This window comes from Dyella terrae, assembly GCF_022394535.1.
GTDB lineage: Bacteria > Pseudomonadota > Gammaproteobacteria > Xanthomonadales > Rhodanobacteraceae > Dyella.
This window is the reverse complement of sequence record NZ_CP089414.1, coordinates 1115561-1131795: the sequence shown is the minus strand read 5'-3', so window position 1 is coordinate 1131795 and position 16235 is coordinate 1115561. Positions and strand designations below refer to the sequence as shown.

Here is a 16235-nt window from a genome sequence, read left to right as displayed (position 1 = left end):
GGGGGAAGGGTCAGAGGAATGGATATGCCGGCATACAACAGGCTTGCCCGCGCCACCATGCTCGCGCTGGTCGTGGTGCCCGGCTGTTCGTGGGCTGGGGACTTCGCCTATTCGCTGTTCACCAGTGTGGAGCACAGCGACAATATCGCCCTGTCCACCAACAACCCGGTGAGCAGCAATGTCTTCACCCCGGGCATCAACTTCGCCTATCGACAGATCGGCTCGACCATTCAAGCGAATGTGATCGGCACGGCGGAATACCTCGATTACAGCAGCAGCCAGTTCGATAGCCAGGCGCTGGGTACGCTCAGTGCACAGGTGAACTGGTCGGCGATTCCGCAACGGCTGGATTTCACCGTAGAAGACGACGCCGGCGTGCAACCGGTGGATACGCTCGCCAGCAACGCGCCCAATAACCGACAGCAGACCAACGTGCTGTCGCTGGGCCCGGTGTTGCACTTCGACTTCAACGCCGCCACGCGTGGCCAGGTGGAGCTGAAGTACGTCAACAGTTACGCCTCCAAGGTGGACGACTTCGATTCCTCGCGTGGGCTGGGTGCATTCCGCGTGATTCGCGACGTGAGTCCGACCACGCAGGTGTCACTGAACCTCGAATCGCAACGCGTCGATCTGAAGACCGCGACCGCTGGCCCCAACTACACGCGTGACGAGATTTACGGTCACTACGTGCACACGCTGAAGTATTTCGACGTGGATGCCCTGGTGGGTTGGAACTATGTCGACTTCAACAGCGCACCGAGCGCATCCAAGCCGATGACCCGCTTCACGGTGGGCTGGCGCCCGAGCACGCAGAACAGTTTCACCCTGACCGGCATCTACGAGTTCTCGGACGCCGCCCAGGACATGTTGCTGCAGCCCGGACAGACGATCGTGGATGCCATGACCAATGTGTCCAGCAACCCGCTGGACCTGATCAACGATCCGAACCGTGGCCTCAATACCGGCACCGTGGTCATCGATTCGACGGTGTACCTGGACAAGAGCCTGCAGGGCACTTACAGCTACCGCGGCGACCGCCTGTCGATCACCGTGGCCCCGGTGTACCGCAAACTCGAGTACCTCAACACGCCGACCTTCAACCAGAAGGAAAAGAGCGTCGATATTGCTGTTGACTACAAGTTGCGGCCCAACCTGACGCTGACGGGTTTTGGCGACTACCAGCACATCGACTACACGGCGCTTACCCGCACGGACAAGACCACCCGCTTCGGCGTGGCGCTCAGCGACGAGTTTACGCAGCACTGGAGCTGGCGAGTGAGCTATACCCGGCAGTTGCGCGCCAGCACCGCCGCCCTGCAGAGCTACCACGAGAACGAGATCATGGTGGGCGTGGTGTATCGCCGATGAAAGCGCGTATCGAAGCCGAACTGCCGTTTTACTTCGGGTCGGGGCGCGAGCTGTTCGGCTTCTATCATCCGGCTGCGCCGGTCACCGGCACCGCCGTGTTGCTGTGTCCGCCGTTTGGCGTGGAACAGATTCGTTGTCACCGTCTGTATCGCCAACTGGCTCATGGGCTGGCGGAGAGTGGCTTGCCCGTGCTCCGCTTCGATTACTTCGGTACCGGCGATTCGGCGGGTGATAGCCGTGAGTTCGAATGGACGCGCTGCCTGGCCGATGTCGTTACCGCGGCTGCCGAGTTGCGCACGCGCCACGGCGGCGGCCGGGTATTGGCCTTCGGTGCGCGGCTGGGCGCCAACGCAGCACTGGCCACCGCGCAGGCGGCGCGGCTGGCTGGCGTGGTGACATGGGATGCCATTACCGATGGTGCGGCGCTCGTGCGCCAGTACGACCGCATGCAGGAAGCGCTAAAGGTCGATCTGAACCGCTTCGAATATGCGCGCCCCGAACTGGATGTCGGCAGCCAATGGCCTGGCTTTGAACGGGGCGATGGCCTGCGCGATCAATTGCAGGCGTTGCGTTTGCTCGATCCGGGCATGGCGTCGGTGTGGCTCTCGTCGGCGGTGATCGACGAGGCCTCGCAACCGGACGAGCGCTACGCCAGAAAGCGAGTCAGCGTAGACGTTGCGCCGCGCTGGGACGAGGTCGATTGCCTGGAGCTGGCGATCCTCTCGCATCCGTTGCTCGATGCGGTGAAGCGTCACCTGAAGGAGATGGCGTGATGCACGAGCAGGCCTTCCGTTTCGGCGTGGCTCGGCATCTGGTCGGCGTAGTGGGGCTTCCTGCCGTAATCGATCATGGAGTCGGCGTGATCTTCCTCAACGCCGGTATGGTGTATCGCGTGGGCCCGTTCCGGCTGCACGTCGACCTGTCGCGGCGGCTCAATGCGCTGGGGTATCCGACGCTGCGCTTCGACATGTCCACCATCGGCGACAGTGGCGCCAGTGGGCAGCGGCTGTCGCGCCCCGAGCAGGTGGTGGCTGATGTGCGTGATGCGATGGAGGTGCTCAAGCAGCAGTCCGGCTGCACGCGCTTTGTTCTATTCGGCCTTTGTTCTGGCGCGCAGAACGCACACTCGGCGGCGCATGCTGATCCGCGCGTGGCGGGCGCCTTCTTTCTCGATGGCTACGGGCACCGTACTTTCGGACAGCGCGTGCGCCACTACCTGCCGCGCCTGCTGAGTCTCTCAACGTGGCGCAATCGGTTGCTGCGTCGGCACGTGGAGGCATCGCCGCGCCCGGCCGAGCCAGCTTTCGTGGTCGAGCCGCTGCCACCTAAGCTGGTACGCGCTCAGCTCACCGACATGCTTCAGCGCGGACTCAAGCTCGACTTCGTCTACAGCGGCGGGGTGACGCGGTATTTCAACCACATCCGCCAGTTCCGCGAGTGCTTTGGCCGGCTGGCCGACCATCCCGGCGTTGATGTCAGCTTCTTCAAGGAAACGGACCACACCTACGTTCTCAGCGGCGACCGCCAGCGACTGATCGATCACGTCGTGCAATGGATGGGGCGCCACTTTCCCATCACGCGAGCAGGAACGTGAGCATGCACAAGACACTTGTCACCGGGGGAGCCGGCTACATCGGGAGCCACGTCGTCCAGCAATTGGCAGCGCGCGGCGAGCATGTGGTGGTCATCGACAACCTGAGCACGGGGTTCCGAGAAGCCGTTGGTGCTGCCGAACTGGTCGTAGGCAACGTTGGCGATACAGAACTCGTCGAGTCGGTGCTCAAGGCACATCGCATCGACGCGGTGCTGCATTTCGCGGCACACACGGTGGTGCCAGAGTCCGTGAGCAACCCGCTCAAGTATTACGGCAACAACACCTGCAACACGCGCAATCTATTGGCGGCCTGTGCAGCGTCGGGCGTGGATAAGTTCATCTTCTCGTCGACGGCGGCGGTCTACGGGTTAACCGACGAGGGTGTTGCGGATGAAGACACGCCGACACATCCGGCCAACCCCTACGGCATGTCCAAACTCATGTCAGAGATGATGTTGTGCGATTACTGCGCAACCGGCCAGATGCGCCACGTCATTCTGCGCTACTTCAATGTCGCTGGTTGCGACCCCAAGGGGCGCATCGGCCATTCCGCGCCGTCCGCCACGTTGCTGATCAAGGCCGCCTGCGAACATGCCGTGGGCAAGCGCGAGTTCATGGCCATTTACGGTACCGACTACAACACCCCAGACGGCACCGGTATACGCGACTACATTCATGTAGAAGATCTGGCTTCGGCCCACTTGCGCGCGCTGGATCATCTGCGCGCCGGCGGCGCTTCGCTCAAGCTCAACTGCGGCTACGGCCACGGCTATAGCGTGCGCGAGGTGCTCGATGCGGTGGCGCGCGTTGGTGGGCATCCGCTGAATATCGTCGAGTTTCCTCGGCGGGACGGTGATCTCGCCATGCTCATCGCCTGCAGCGACCGGCTGAAGCAGGTGCTTGACTGGCATCCGCAGTACGACGACCTGGATTTCATCGTGCGTACGGCGTTGACGTGGGAGCGCAAGATGGTGAGTCAGCACGCCCCACTGTCGTCGGTGGCGTGATGATGCCCGTCGTGCCCGTGGTCGGGGGGGGCCCTTCGCAAAGCGGGCCGGTTAGTCGTGACGTTGGTGCTGGGGTTGGTGTTTGCGTGCTCGCCGCTCGCGGCGTGGTCGGCGTCGCATTCGCATCACACATCGCCGGACTCGCCGGCCAAGAGCCAGGAACCTGCCGGGCCGCAGGCACCCCAGGACAGTACGGCCGCGCAGCGCATCGTTGTCCATAAAAACGTCGGCGATGCCACGGATGTGCGTGTGTCGGTGGGCATTCCGTTTCCGCCATCCGTGCTCCGCGATGTTCAGCAGATACGCATTCTCGACGCGTCGGGCAACGAGATTCCCTCGCATGTCACGGCCACTCTTCTGTGGTACGCCCGCGATCGCAGCATCCGTGCGGTGCGCGCCCAGTTCCAGGCGCAACTGGTGAAAGGCGAGGGCACCTATTACTTCGCGATGGGCAAGCCGCGGACCAAGGACATACCCGGTTGGCCTTACGTGCAAGAGCTGGTGCCGGATGCGAACGGCGTGCGCGTGGCTGCTGCCTTGGCGACGCTTGAGCCTGCATGGCTTTGTGCGTCACTGATCGCCGGGCCACAGGTACCGGCGCCCAAGGGCGAGGCCTACGCCAACTATGTATCCACGCAATTTGAGTGGGCACGCAAGCTGCCTGCCGACGATCACACCGCGTGGCTGTTCGATCGGCCGAGCACCTTGTTCAAGGCCTATATCCGCACGGGACGACTCGACTACCTGCAAGCGGCGGACGAGAGCTATCACTTCTACATGAAGTACATCAAACGCGACGGTATGCCGTTCAGCCCGTTCTGTGGCGGTGGCTGGACGTACGGCAAGGAGCCGTGCGACGTGAAGTACGTGTACATAGAGCCCATCTTGCTTGCACTGGCCCTAACCGGTGACGACAGCGAGCACGATGCGGAGCTGGTCGACAAGATGGTCATCCTGTGGCGGCATAACGGTTGGAGCGGCGAAGCCGGGCCGTACACCGAGCCGGGGGAGCGCTTTACCGAGCGTCTCGCGGGCCTTGGCCTGCTGGCCACCATCAATGCCTATGAACTGACCGGTACGACGCATTATCTGGAGCTGGCGCGCGAACGCGTGAACTGGCTATACGACCATCAGCGCAATAACCCGGACAAGCTCGGTGACGACGGCTCATGGCGCAACAGTTGGAACCTGCACGAGGACGACTCCTGGAACCCGGATCGCGATGTGCGCGGTACCTCGCCGTGGATGAGCGAGAACATCATCGACGGTCTGTGGCATACCTGGCTCGTAACCGGCGACAAGCGCATCCCTGAAATGATCACCGCATTCGGCCGTTACATGGAGCGCTACGGCTGGATCGACGTGAGCACCATCGTGCAGGGACACGACTGGCGCAACCCATGCTCCGGTTCCAACGGGCAGATCGCCTGGTACTGGGCGTCCTCGCAGGCCAACCACAAGAAGCTGGCCGACATCGAGGATTCCGACGGTTGGTACAGCGATGCGCACAACGTCGAACTGGTGATGCCGATGGCAGCCGCCTACTACTTCGAGCGTGACCCTGCGCAGAGCGCCGCCTACAAGAAGCGTATCGACGCGGTGTCCACGTCCTACAACACCGAATGCGGGCAGATCGGCGAGACGCTGCGCCGCTTCAACTGGAACAACCGTGGCGCGGGCGTGGCGATGTGGTTCCTGCAGCAGCCGCCCGGCAGCGGCGCAACGGCGCCCGTCGCGACACATACGGCGCCTTAGGGCACCTTCAGGGAGTGGGCATGAACAGGGGCAGGTGCAGATGAATCGTCGGATGGCAGCACTCCGCAGCGTGGCGCTGGTATCGGCGTCCACGTATGTGGAGTACGCGCTGGGTTTGTTCATCAGCGTGTGGATCGCCCGCGCGCTGGGCCCGGCGGATTTCGGCCGCTACGCCTTCACCGTGTGGTTGTGCGGCTGGCTGATGACGTTTAGCAATCATGCGCTGACCACTTCGTCGACCAAGTTCATTGCCGAAGCGTACGGCGCGGACACCCCCGGTGTTGCCTCGCATATCTCCTACCGACTCGCACGCAACCAGGCATGGAGTTGCGCCGCGGTGATTGGCCTGTTTTTCGTGGGCGTGGGCATCATTCGACCGCAGGAGTGGACAGGCTCCATCCTGCCGATCGCGGTGCTGGTGGCCATCGGTGTCGTAGCAAAGGCCAATTACAGCCTGTGGGTAGCCATTTCGAAAGGGCAAGAGCGATTCGAGCCGGTGTCGATCGCCACCGTGATATCCGGCGTGATCATGCTGACGCTCGTCGTGTTGGCCACGGTGTTCCATGCAGGCCTGCTGGCCTTCGTGGGCATCTTCACCATCTCGTGTCTTACGTTGAACGTGATCAATCGCATCGCCTATCGGCGCTATTGCCTGCCATTCGGCCCAGGCGATGTGCCTGCGGATCTGTCGAAGCGACTGACCCGGCACCTGCGGCTTACCGCCGTGCTGATCCTGCTGCTTGCACTTAAGAGCAACACGGTCGAAGTATTTCTGCTCACCACCTATACCAATTCCACTGCGGTAGGCTTCTTCGCCATCGCCGGCACGTTGACGCGCGGCGCCGTGGAGTTGTTCTCCGTGGGCCTGACGACAACATTGCTGCCATACATGGCGCGTGCCTTCGGGCAGAACGGCCAGGGCCAGGCGACACGCGTGCTGGCTGAGGCCACCCGATTCTATTGGGCCACCGGCCTCATGATCGCGGGACTTGGCTTTGTTACCACGCCAGGGCTAGTGACGCTGATGTATGGCAACAAGTACGTAGACGCCATTCCCGCCATCGAGGTGACTTTGGTGCTTGCCGGCCTGCTGCTGATCACCAACAGCATCGCAGCATTCCAGGTGGTGACCGATCGTCAGTGGGATCGCTTGCGCATCTCCGGCTCCGCGTTGGTCATCAACGTAGTGCTCGGCTTTAGCCTGATTCCGCACTTTGGCCTGCTTGGCGCGGTGCTCTGCTATGCAGGCACTCGATTGGCGGAACTGGTGATCTGCACCTTCTACATCCGCCGCGTGGCGAGCGCTGGCTTGCCAATGGCGGTGATGGCGAGGCTGTTCGCCGTGGGATTGGTGGCGACTGGTGCGGGATGGCTCGTGGCGAATGTGACGCCGGGGCATTTTGCATTTCTGGCGGGGGCAGTTGTGTTTTCGGCGGTGTTCTTGCCGGCCAGTTTCCTGGTGCGGTATTGGAGTGACGCGGATTATCGGTTGATGGGGATGATTACGGATAAGTTGGGGCCGGTGGGTAGGGTGGCGAAGCGGGTGATTGGGGTGTTGCAGGGGCCGGTGGAGAGGGTGGCGCCTTAGGTTCGGGTTTTGCTCCCTCTCCCTTTTGGGGAGAGGGTTGGGGTGAGGGGACATTCTTGCCTCACTACTTCAAAAGAACCGTCACCCCTGCGCAGGCAGGGGTCCAGTGACGTCGCTTTCGATTGCCGCGTAATCGCGAGCTGGCTCGCCTGCAGCGGGCGTTTCGACCTCCTGCCGGAGGCCGAGTCACTTTTCTTTGCTTGCCGAAGAAAAGTAACCCGAAGAAAGGGCACCCCCACTTGGCGCTGGCCGGCGAAGCCGGCCAGTTCGTGAGGGGCGGCCGGGCTTTTCGACGGGGCTCCTGCCCCGGCGAAAAGGAATCGGCATCCTTGCCGATTCCCCTGCGGGCCTTCTCGTCCACCCCTCACCGCCGCACAGGGGGGGGCGAAGGTCAAAAGCGCGGAGCCGACGGCTCGTGCAGCGGAGCTGCACATCGCACTCGGAGGTCGCGTTGCTCGTGCTCTAGAGCAAAAAGCTAAAGAAGACGGACGCTGCCGTTAGGTGGGGATAGGCTCGAACCGGTGAGGAACGTTGTCGCTTGGCAACCTTCGCCTATACGACGCGAAGCTAGTCCCGTGGGACACTGCGAGTAGTTCGGAGCGCTTCGCAAAGCGCCTTGGCGGAGAGGACTTAAAGCAGGCTTCGATACGCTTCCCGATCGCTGAGGCTAGGGCAAAGAGGACGCTACGCTTTCCGACCAGTGTGGAGAGTTCGCCACGGGACGGGATCGTCTTTCTTATCTGCCTTGGCTTTGTGCCCTAGAGCACGAGCACAGCGACCTGCTGCGATGCGATGTGCAGCAACGCTGCACGAGCCGTCTGCTTTGCGCTTTTGATCTTCCGGGCCCCGTATGAGGCGGCGGGCGGGTGGAGAAAAGGCCCCGCAGGGGTGGCTGGCATGGACGCCAGCCACTTTTCGCCGGGGCAGGAGCCCCGTCGAAAAGCCCGGAACCCGCGCGCGTACCTGGAGGGCCAAAGGCCCGGAAGGCGCCGATTCCGGGGGGGGGCCTTTCTTCGGGTTACTTTCTTTACTCCGGGCATCCTGCCCTTCGCCCTTCGGGCCGGCTTCGCCGTTCGCACGCGCTCCTGCGCGTGCGTGGGCAAGCAAAGAAAAGTGACTCGGCCTTCGGCAGAAGGTCGAAAGCCCGCTGCAGGCGAGCCAGCTCGCGATTACGCGGCAATCGAAAGCAACGTCACTGGACCCCTGCCTGCGCAGGGGTGACGGTTCTTTTGAAGTAGTGAGGCAAGAATGTCCCCTCACCCCAACCCTTTCCCCAAAAGGGAGAGGGAGCAAAGCGCCTCGCCACCACCGGCGGCCACCAAAAAATCACCCCACGACAGCGCAACCACCCCACCTACGCCATCCGCTTCCGCACCGCCTCCCACGCGTAATGACACATATGCGACGACGACGACAACCATCCGAGCCGCGCAAAATCTCGATAAATCCGCCACTGCCAACACGCCGCGCGCCACTTGTCGGCTGAGACCGAATCCTCGCGCACGCGGTAATACGCCAGCGGTTGGTCGCCAGGGACGCACGTGGCGTGTCCAGCGCGCCGCACCATTTCCAACCAGAACACATAGTCCTCGTGCCCCACGGCAGGAAAGGCAGCATCACCCAGGGCGCGGTCGTAGAGGCCGGTGAGGTTGCCGATGCGGTTGCTCCGCAGCATCTGTGCGTAATCGACGGATGCCGGTGGGCGTACCCGCGAGAGCAGGTGGCCATCCTCGGTGATGCGGTCGTAGCAGGTGTAGCAGACGCGTGAGCGCGTTTCCTCCATGTGTTCCATCTGCCACTCCAGCTTGCGCGGATGCCAGCCGTCGTCACTGTCGAGGAAGGCAATATGGCTGCCTAGTGCGGCATGGATGGCAGTGTTGCGGGCGGCAGCCACACCACCGTTAGTGCGGGCATGGATGACGCGAATGCGTTCGTCGGCATCGGCCAGGGCGTCGAGCAGGTGGGGGGGTTTCGTCGGTGGAGCAGTCGTCCACGATCACCAGTTCCCACGATGGGTAGGTTTGCGATAGCACGGAAACCACCGCGCCGCGGATGTATTTGGCGGCGTTGTAAGCGGGCATGACGACGCTGACCAGTGCGCTGCTCATGGTGTGGCATCCCGTGGCTGCTTGCGGCCGATGAAGTCGATGGAGGTAACGCACAGGCGTTCCGGGGGAATGTGTGCGAACTGGGGATGCACGTGCATCGAAGCCAGTTCGGCCATACGGTTTTCCCGGGCGCATTCGGTGTTCAGGACAATGTCGAAGCCAGCAGCGAGCGCGCGGTCGACGAATTCATAGGCGCGCATGCGGTTCTGGTAGAGGAAGGCGTTGTCCCAGCGTCGCCATTGGCGATCTGAGTACTGCAGGTAATGGAGCTGGTTGATTGTGCGGTCGACGTAGGCGTAGTGGTCACCACAATTGACTGAATGGAACATCACGCCACCGGGCGCAAGGATGCGCATTGCTTCGCGGAAAATGCCATCCACCGCCGTCGGCACTACGTGTTCGAGCACGCTGTTGGAGAACACGCAGTCGAGTTCATGCGCAGGTAGGGCCGTGCTCGATGCATCCGCGGGTGCCTGGTAAACGACTACGCCATCGGTGGCGGTGCCGATGTCGTTGCCCTTACGCAAATGGTCGGCCAGGTGCTGCTGGCGTCGCTGTACGTCGGCCTCTGGCACGCCGCAGGCCTCGGCGATCAGCGCGGTGTGACGGGCGAGGTTGTCGGCGCAGTCGAGCACCAGATCAAGCTTGATATGGCGGTTCAGATCCACGGTGATGATTCGCTTCGCGCCGCCGAGATAGCAGGCGAAGGGAAACGTGGGATACCAGCCGCTGCCGATCTCGAACAGGCGTGCGCCGGCGATGGGCAGGCCAGCTTCACGCAGGTGGCCCGCCATCAGTCGCCAGTCGTCCATCTTGATGTCGAACTCGCGGGTGAATCCGCGCAGTCCGCCGAAGCGGCGCTGGAGCGCGTAGTGCGCTTGCTCGCCACCGGGCATGTGTCCCAGCAGCTTCTGCAGTACGCCTTTGGCTCGCCAATGCATTGCGTATCACCCCATGCCAGGAACGTCAGCCATGGCCTCAGCCTCATCCAAGGCGGAGTCCTGGTGCGTCCATTTCGTTACGCCAGGCGGCGGCGCCAGTTCGAAGTCGCGATAGCGCGCGGGGTTGCCTTCCATGCCGGCTTCGGCGGCCTTGATGATGTTGTAGGTTTCCCGCGCGGTAACGTAGTGAAGTACATAGCGCCGACCATCGTTGTAGTGCTTCTCAAGATGGTCGTGCATGGCATGCATGGGATCACCGAGCAGCGTCTCCATGTCGCGCTCTTGCGTGCCATGCGTGTGGATCTTGATGAAGATCCAATCGGGACGACCCTCGACGTGGATGCCGGTGCGCACCCACGCATCGACACGCTCCGGCGTCGGCGGACAACTGTGGCGCACATCGGCGTTTTCGATGCGCGGCATGATCAGCTTGCGCCGACGCTTCCAGTCCAGTCCGAGCGGCCCCTGCACAATCATCAGGTCGCCTGTGGGTGTACCGTCCACCCGCACGGGCGTGCCCGTATTGTGGGATTTCGGGTGGCAGGGATCGTCGGTGGCGTAGTAGATGGCGTTGATGGTGCGTGTCTGCGTTTCGCTGGGCGCGGAGGGCAGGGTGAAGTCGGCGTAGCAACCGAGCTCGCGCAGCAGGATCAATTCGTTGTTGATCCCGCACCAGCGGCCATCGGCACGCGAGTTGTCCAGCGACCAGTTGCCGTGGATGAAGCCGAAGCGCAGCTGCCCGGTGTGCCGGTCGCGCGATAGCGCGCCATGGCGTGCGTGCAGCAGTTCGTTGAAGCGGGAGATGGTGTTGCAGAAATTCTTGGGCGTGTCGTTGTCGTGGTGCAGGTGGATCTCGATTTCGCCGTAGCCATCCGCGCAAAGGCCGGCGATCTTGTCCAGGTGCTCCGGCAGGTATTCTTCTTCGGGGTAGAAGAAGCTGTGTTGCGGCGGGCGGCCATCGGCATCGCGATGGCGGGATGCCATGGCGGGGTAATCCTTGTACCAACGGTCGACGCGGCGGCGCTGGGTTTCCAGGTCCACGCGGCCCCACGCTGGTTCGTAGTGGTCCACGAAGCAGAACATGATGTGGGTGGGGCCTTCGACGGCGGGGCGGGGGCGCTGCCGCAGATAGCTGCCTAGCCATACCTGCATGTTGCGCGAGCGGATGGCCATCCACGCCACCGCGCAGAACAAGACCACCAGCGTCGCCAGTACCAGCACCACGATGACCAAGGTTTGGCTCATCACATGTCCCCTGTTAGTGCTTGCGGTGCCAATGCGTGGCGATCCACAAGCTACGCTTCGCCATGCTCACGCCGGCAACGCGCGAAAGGTGAAACCGTGCTGCTTCCACTCCGGCAGCAGCAACTCGAGCATCCGTAACGAGCAGTCGCTGTCGTCATGCATCAGCATCACGTCACCAGCGCGAGGCGGTTGCGCGCGCAGGCGATTGGCCAGCTCATCGGGTTCCCGTCCCTGGTAGTCCAACGTGTCGTAGGACCAGTATGCGAGCTTGCGCCGATTGAGCGCAAAGCGCAGCGTCAGCAGCAGGGAAAACACGCCACGCGGCGGCCGAAAACCGTGATGGCTGCGCCCGTCGAAACTGGACAGCACCTCATCGGTGCGTTCGACTTCCACCCACTGCTCGGTGTGCGTGAGCGCATCGAACATGGGGTGGCTATAGGAGTGATTACCCAGCACGTGTCCCTCTTCGACGATGCGTTCCACAAGTTGCGGATAGCGTTCCGCCTCGCGGCCGATCAGGAAGAACGTCGCCTTGGCACCATGCTGGCCGAGTAGTTCGAGCAGGGCAGGCGTGTGGTCGGGATGCGGGCCGTCATCGAACGTGAGGTATAACGCTTTTTCTTCTTTCGGCGCGCACGTCGATACCACCCCACGCGGCAGGTATTGCAGCAACTGCATCTTTTTCGGTCGGAGCGTCATGACGACTTCACGCACGGAAAGGACAGAAACGAGCGGCGGGCGAAGCGGCGCGCGGGCGCCACTTTCATGGTTAGCACTGTGTCGCCAAGTGGGCCCGAGTTCCATTGGGCACATAGTCAGTACCGCATGCGACCGAAAGGCTATGGCGAACGGCCGATGGCCCTTGCCCGGCAGGCGAATGGCTGTGCCGGACAGCGGAAAAAGCTGCTATTTACCGTGCCGCCTTGGCAATTCGACTTATGTGAGCGCGAGGGGCGTTGCGCTAGGCTCATCACGTCGATACAGGCCGGACCCGACGTCCGGGCAGACAGGGCGACGCAACCGGGGTTGCATGCGGTCTTCGCCCCTCGTGATCAACCTGGACAGGGGATAGCCATGGTGGTTTCACACCCGGCCCTCGCTACGGAGCGGGCATGTTAGAGCGCTACGGCGTCGTCTACTTCGGCAACGACTGGTTTGCCGAGAACCGCACGAGTAGCCATCACGTGGCCCAGCGGCTGGCCGCGCACATGCCCGTGCTCTACGTGGATTCACCGGGCATGCGTGCGCCGCAGGCGAGCGGGCGTGATCTGCGCCGCGCACTACGCAAGCTGCGTGAGGCGCTGTGCGCTCCACAGCGCGTGGGGGATAGTCTGTGGCGCTGCACCGTTCCGCAGTTGCCGTTTCGCCGCGTGCCGGGCGTGCCTTTGTTCAATCGTCTGTTCAGCCAGTGGGCGCTTCGGCGCGCTATGCGGGTGCTCGGCGGGCGCCAGCGCATATCGTGGTTCGTCACACCGCACCCAGGGTTTCTTGCGCGCCAGCTGGGTGAAAGCCTTTGCGTGTATTACTGCATCGATGATTACGCCGCGCATCCCGGCGTGGATGCGGAGGTGATCGCCGCCAGCGACCTGGCGCTCACCAAAGCCGCCGACCTTGTCTTCGTCGCGCCGCCCGCGCTGGTGGCGGCCAAGCAGGCGCAGAATCCACAGACGCGTTTTTCGCCCCACGGCGTGGATGCCAAGCTGTTCGCTCAGGCGTCCGACCCGGCCACCGAACTGCCGCCGGCGGCGCGGGGTTTCGTGGGCCCTGTGGTGGGCTATTTTGGCTCGATCCATGAATGGATCGACGTGGAACTCATCGCGTGGCTGGCGCAACGACGACCGCAGTGGACCTTCCTGCTGGTGGGCTACGCGGCGATCAAGGTGCCTGATCTGGATGCATTGCCGAACGTAGTGCTGGCCGGTGCGCAGCCCTACACAAGCCTGCCGGCATGGGCCAAGGCATTCGACGTCGCCATCATTCCGTATCGCCGTAACCGGCAGGTGGAAAACGCCAACCCGCTCAAGCTGCGCGAGTACCTCGCCACGGGAAAGCCCGTGGTCGCCGTTGGCAATCCGGAGATTGCACGTTTCGCTTCGCTGGTGCGCATTGCGGATGGTCGCGATGACTTCCTCGCCGCGCTCGATCAGGCCATTGCCGATGGACCGCAACACGGTGCCGCCGAACGCATGGCGTCGGTGGCGGACCAGACCTGGGACCGCCGGGTGGAGGACGTGCTGCGCGAAGTCGCCACGTCGCTCGCCACGGCGGACATGACTCTTGCCGATCGTCGGGTGACAGGATGAGCCTTATCGTCGACAAGCGCTTGCGTATCGGCATCGTCGGTGCCGGTTATGTCGCGCGTTATCACATTGAGGCGCTGAAGCGGCTCGACGAGGTCGAGATCGTGGGTGTCTGCGATCTGGATTTCGACGCAGCCAACAAGCTGGCGCAGACCTATGACATCGGCTGGGCCACGTCGGATCTGGCCGAACTGGGTAAGCGGCGACCGAACGCGATCTTCATCCTGACGCCGCCGTCCAGTCACTGCGCATTGACCTTGCGCGCGCTCGATATGGGTTGTCACGTGTTCGTCGAAAAGCCTATGGCCGATTCAGTGGCCGAGTGCGATGCGATGATCGCCAAGGCGCGTGAGAAGGGCCTCGTGCTGTCGGTCGATCATTCCGACCTGTTCGACCCCATGATCATGCGCGCAAAGGAGCTGGTTGCAGCCGGAGCTTGTGGCGATCTCGTCGCGGTGGACGTGTGGCGCAGCTCCGACTATCCGCCCTATGGCGGCGGTCCCTTGCCGGGAATGGTGGCGCAGGGCTCGTATCCGTTCCGCGACCTCGGCGTGCATGGCCTCTATACGATGGAGGCCTTCCTGGGCGAGATCGCTAGGGTGGATATCCGTTACCGCTCCACCGGTCGTTCGACCACGTTGAAGTTCGATGAGTGGCAGGCGTTCGCTGAATGCGAGCAAGGCACGGGTCGCGTGATGCTGTCGTGGAACGTGCGACCGATGCTCAACCGCATCGTGGTGCAAGGCACACGTGGCGTGATCGAAGTCGACCGTTTCCTGCAGGTCTGCCATGTACGTCGTGTGCTGCCGGGACCTAAATTCATCGGCATCGTCATGGGGGCATTCGTTGGCGCGTTGCGCGACGTGTTTCGCATCCCATGGAACGTATTGCGCTTCGCCACGGGAAGCTTGCGGCCGTCACCCGGCATCCAGTCCGGGGCTGAATCGTTTGCGCGCGCACTGCTCGACGGCACGGCGCCGCCGGTGAGTGCGGAAGATGGTCGACGCCCGATTGCCCTGATGGAAGCCGCTTGCCGCCAAGCCGATGAGGAACGCCGGCAGGAACTGGAAGCGCGCATCGAAACGCTGGAACCTGTGGATGCGCTGGTAACCGGTGCTTCGGGCTTTCTCGGCCGCACGCTGGTCAATGCCTTGCGCCGCAAAGGGCAGCGCGTCCGCGTGCTGGTGCGTCGCCCCGACCCACGGCTAGCTGGCATAGCGCAGCAGGTGGTGCTGGGTGACCTGGGTGATCCGCGCATCGTTGATCATGCGGTGCAAGGCGCGCGCGTGGTTTACCACGTAGGTGCCGCGATGGGTGGTGGCCCGCGCGAGTTCGAAGCCGGCACGGTGTGGGGCACGCGAAACGTCGTCGACGCATGCCTGCGTCACGGCACGGAATCCCTGGTCTACGTCAGCTCGATGAGCGTGCTTGATCACGCCGGGCGCAACCCGGCGGAGGCCATCGACGAGACATCGACGCTGGAGCCTCATCCGGATTGGCGTGGCAGCTACACGCAGACCAAATTGACGGCCGAAACCTACGTGCGTGATGCCATTCGCGATCGCGGCTTGCCGGCGGTGGTGATTCGCCCCGGACAGATCATTGGACCCGGTTCGGAAAAGGTCACACCCAACGGCACGCTGGGCATCGCCGGCCGATGGATCGCTGTGGGATCACCGTTGCAGACGTTGCCGCTGGTGTACGTGGATGACGTAGTCGATGCGTTGCTGCTAGCTGCGCAAACACCTGGCGCCAAAGGGCAGGTGGTGCATGTGGTGGATCCGGCCATCGTCACGCAGGGTGAGTACCTGGAGCGGGTGCGCGGCAAGCGTGGCAAGGATCTGAAGCTGATGCGCTGGCCGACCTGGTGGCTGCTCACTTTGTCGGTGGGCGTGGAGGGGTTGGGGAAGGTGTTGCGCAGGAATGTGCCGCTGACGCGTTATAGGGTGCGTTCGTTGCGGCCGTTGGCGAATTTTGATCAGCGGGTGGCGCGGGATGTGTTGGGGTGGGAGCCGAGGGTGGGGTTGAGGCGGGGGATGGATGTGATGTTTGGGGGTGAGGTGGGGGTGTCGTCGGGGGTGGGGGAGGCGGTGTCGGATAAGTAGAGGGTGAGGTGCTTGGCGCTGGTGCTTTGGCTCCCTCTCCCCTAGGGGGAGAGGGTTGGGGTGAGCCCCGAAAAGGGGGTAAAGGTTGGGTGCTCGCCTCGCCGCTTCATTCTTTAGCCGTCATTCCTGCGAAGGCAGGGGGCGCTTTTCAACAGCCGAAGGGCTGGTCATCCAGTTGCACCAGTGGTCGGCTATCGCCTCGTGCACTCCCGCGACCTGGCCGC

Annotated in this window: 13 protein-coding genes; 8 read left to right on the top strand and 5 right to left on the bottom strand. The window is 63.0% G+C overall.

Going from position 1 to position 16235, the window contains the following annotated elements; genetic code table 11:
- Positions 1 to 24: 24 nt before the first annotated feature.
- Genes DYST_RS04600 through DYST_RS04575 form a run of 6 tightly spaced genes read left to right on the top strand, consistent with a single transcriptional unit; the run spans position 25 to position 7312 of the window.
- A complete protein-coding gene (locus tag DYST_RS04600; RefSeq protein WP_233202625.1) occupies positions 25 to 1368 on the top strand; it encodes an outer membrane beta-barrel protein in 1344 nt (447 codons plus the stop codon).
- Entirely contained in the window at positions 1365 to 2141 is a 777-nt protein-coding gene (locus DYST_RS04595) for a serine aminopeptidase domain-containing protein (protein ID WP_239950384.1), read from the top strand. The genes DYST_RS04600 and DYST_RS04595 overlap by 4 nt, the downstream gene beginning before the upstream one ends.
- Positions 2141 to 2962, top strand: a complete 822-nt coding sequence (locus DYST_RS04590) for an alpha/beta hydrolase (RefSeq protein WP_102304318.1) — start codon at positions 2141 to 2143, stop codon at positions 2960 to 2962. The genes DYST_RS04595 and DYST_RS04590 overlap by 1 nt, the downstream gene beginning before the upstream one ends.
- A gap of 2 nt (positions 2963 to 2964) precedes the next feature.
- Positions 2965 to 3969, top strand: coding sequence for a UDP-glucose 4-epimerase GalE (galE, locus tag DYST_RS04585; RefSeq protein WP_239950382.1), 1005 nt, complete (start codon positions 2965 to 2967; stop codon positions 3967 to 3969).
- 57 nt (positions 3970 to 4026) lie between these two features.
- Positions 4027 to 5724 (top strand): hypothetical protein, encoded by a 1698-nt coding sequence (locus tag DYST_RS04580; RefSeq protein ID WP_239950380.1) that lies wholly within the window; start codon positions 4027 to 4029, stop codon positions 5722 to 5724.
- A 52-nt stretch (positions 5725 to 5776) separates the two neighbouring features.
- Positions 5777 to 7312, top strand: coding sequence for an oligosaccharide flippase family protein (locus tag DYST_RS04575; protein WP_239950378.1), 1536 nt, complete (start codon positions 5777 to 5779; stop codon positions 7310 to 7312).
- Between the two features lie 1354 nt (positions 7313 to 8666).
- Here DYST_RS04575 and DYST_RS04570 read toward each other — a convergent pair.
- The 5 genes from DYST_RS04570 to DYST_RS04555 form a co-directional block, all read right to left on the bottom strand.
- Positions 8667 to 9272, bottom strand: coding sequence for a glycosyltransferase family 2 protein (locus DYST_RS04570; RefSeq protein ID WP_275666969.1), 606 nt, complete (start codon positions 9270 to 9272; stop codon positions 8667 to 8669).
- The gene (locus tag DYST_RS24280) at positions 9214 to 9393 is read right to left on the bottom strand and encodes a glycosyltransferase family 2 protein (RefSeq protein WP_428993981.1); all 180 of its coding nucleotides are present in this window, start codon (positions 9391 to 9393) and stop codon (positions 9214 to 9216) included. The genes DYST_RS04570 and DYST_RS24280 overlap by 59 nt, the downstream gene beginning before the upstream one ends.
- 23 nt (positions 9394 to 9416) lie before the next feature.
- On the bottom strand, positions 9417 to 10361 hold the full coding sequence (locus DYST_RS04565) for a methyltransferase domain-containing protein (RefSeq protein WP_239950376.1): 945 nt from the start codon (positions 10359 to 10361) through the stop codon (positions 9417 to 9419).
- A gap of 6 nt (positions 10362 to 10367) precedes the next feature.
- Positions 10368 to 11606: a hypothetical protein gene (locus tag DYST_RS04560; RefSeq protein ID WP_239950375.1), complete on the bottom strand. Its 1239-nt coding sequence runs from the start codon at positions 11604 to 11606 to the stop codon at positions 10368 to 10370.
- 66 nt (positions 11607 to 11672) lie between these two features.
- Positions 11673 to 12305: a polysaccharide deacetylase family protein gene (locus tag DYST_RS04555; RefSeq protein WP_239950373.1), complete on the bottom strand. Its 633-nt coding sequence runs from the start codon at positions 12303 to 12305 to the stop codon at positions 11673 to 11675.
- 413 nt (positions 12306 to 12718) lie between these two features.
- Here DYST_RS04555 and DYST_RS04550 point away from each other — a divergent pair, with 413 nt between their 5' ends.
- Together DYST_RS04550 and DYST_RS04545 are read left to right on the top strand one after the other, a co-directional pair.
- Positions 12719 to 13909 carry a glycosyltransferase gene (locus DYST_RS04550; protein WP_239950371.1) on the top strand — a complete coding sequence of 397 codons (1191 nt, stop codon included), beginning with the start codon at positions 12719 to 12721 and terminating at the stop codon, positions 13907 to 13909.
- On the top strand, positions 13906 to 16011 hold the full coding sequence (locus tag DYST_RS04545) for an NAD-dependent epimerase/dehydratase family protein (RefSeq protein WP_239950370.1): 2106 nt from the start codon (positions 13906 to 13908) through the stop codon (positions 16009 to 16011). The genes DYST_RS04550 and DYST_RS04545 overlap by 4 nt, the downstream gene beginning before the upstream one ends.
- The last annotated feature ends 224 nt before the right edge of the window (positions 16012 to 16235 follow it).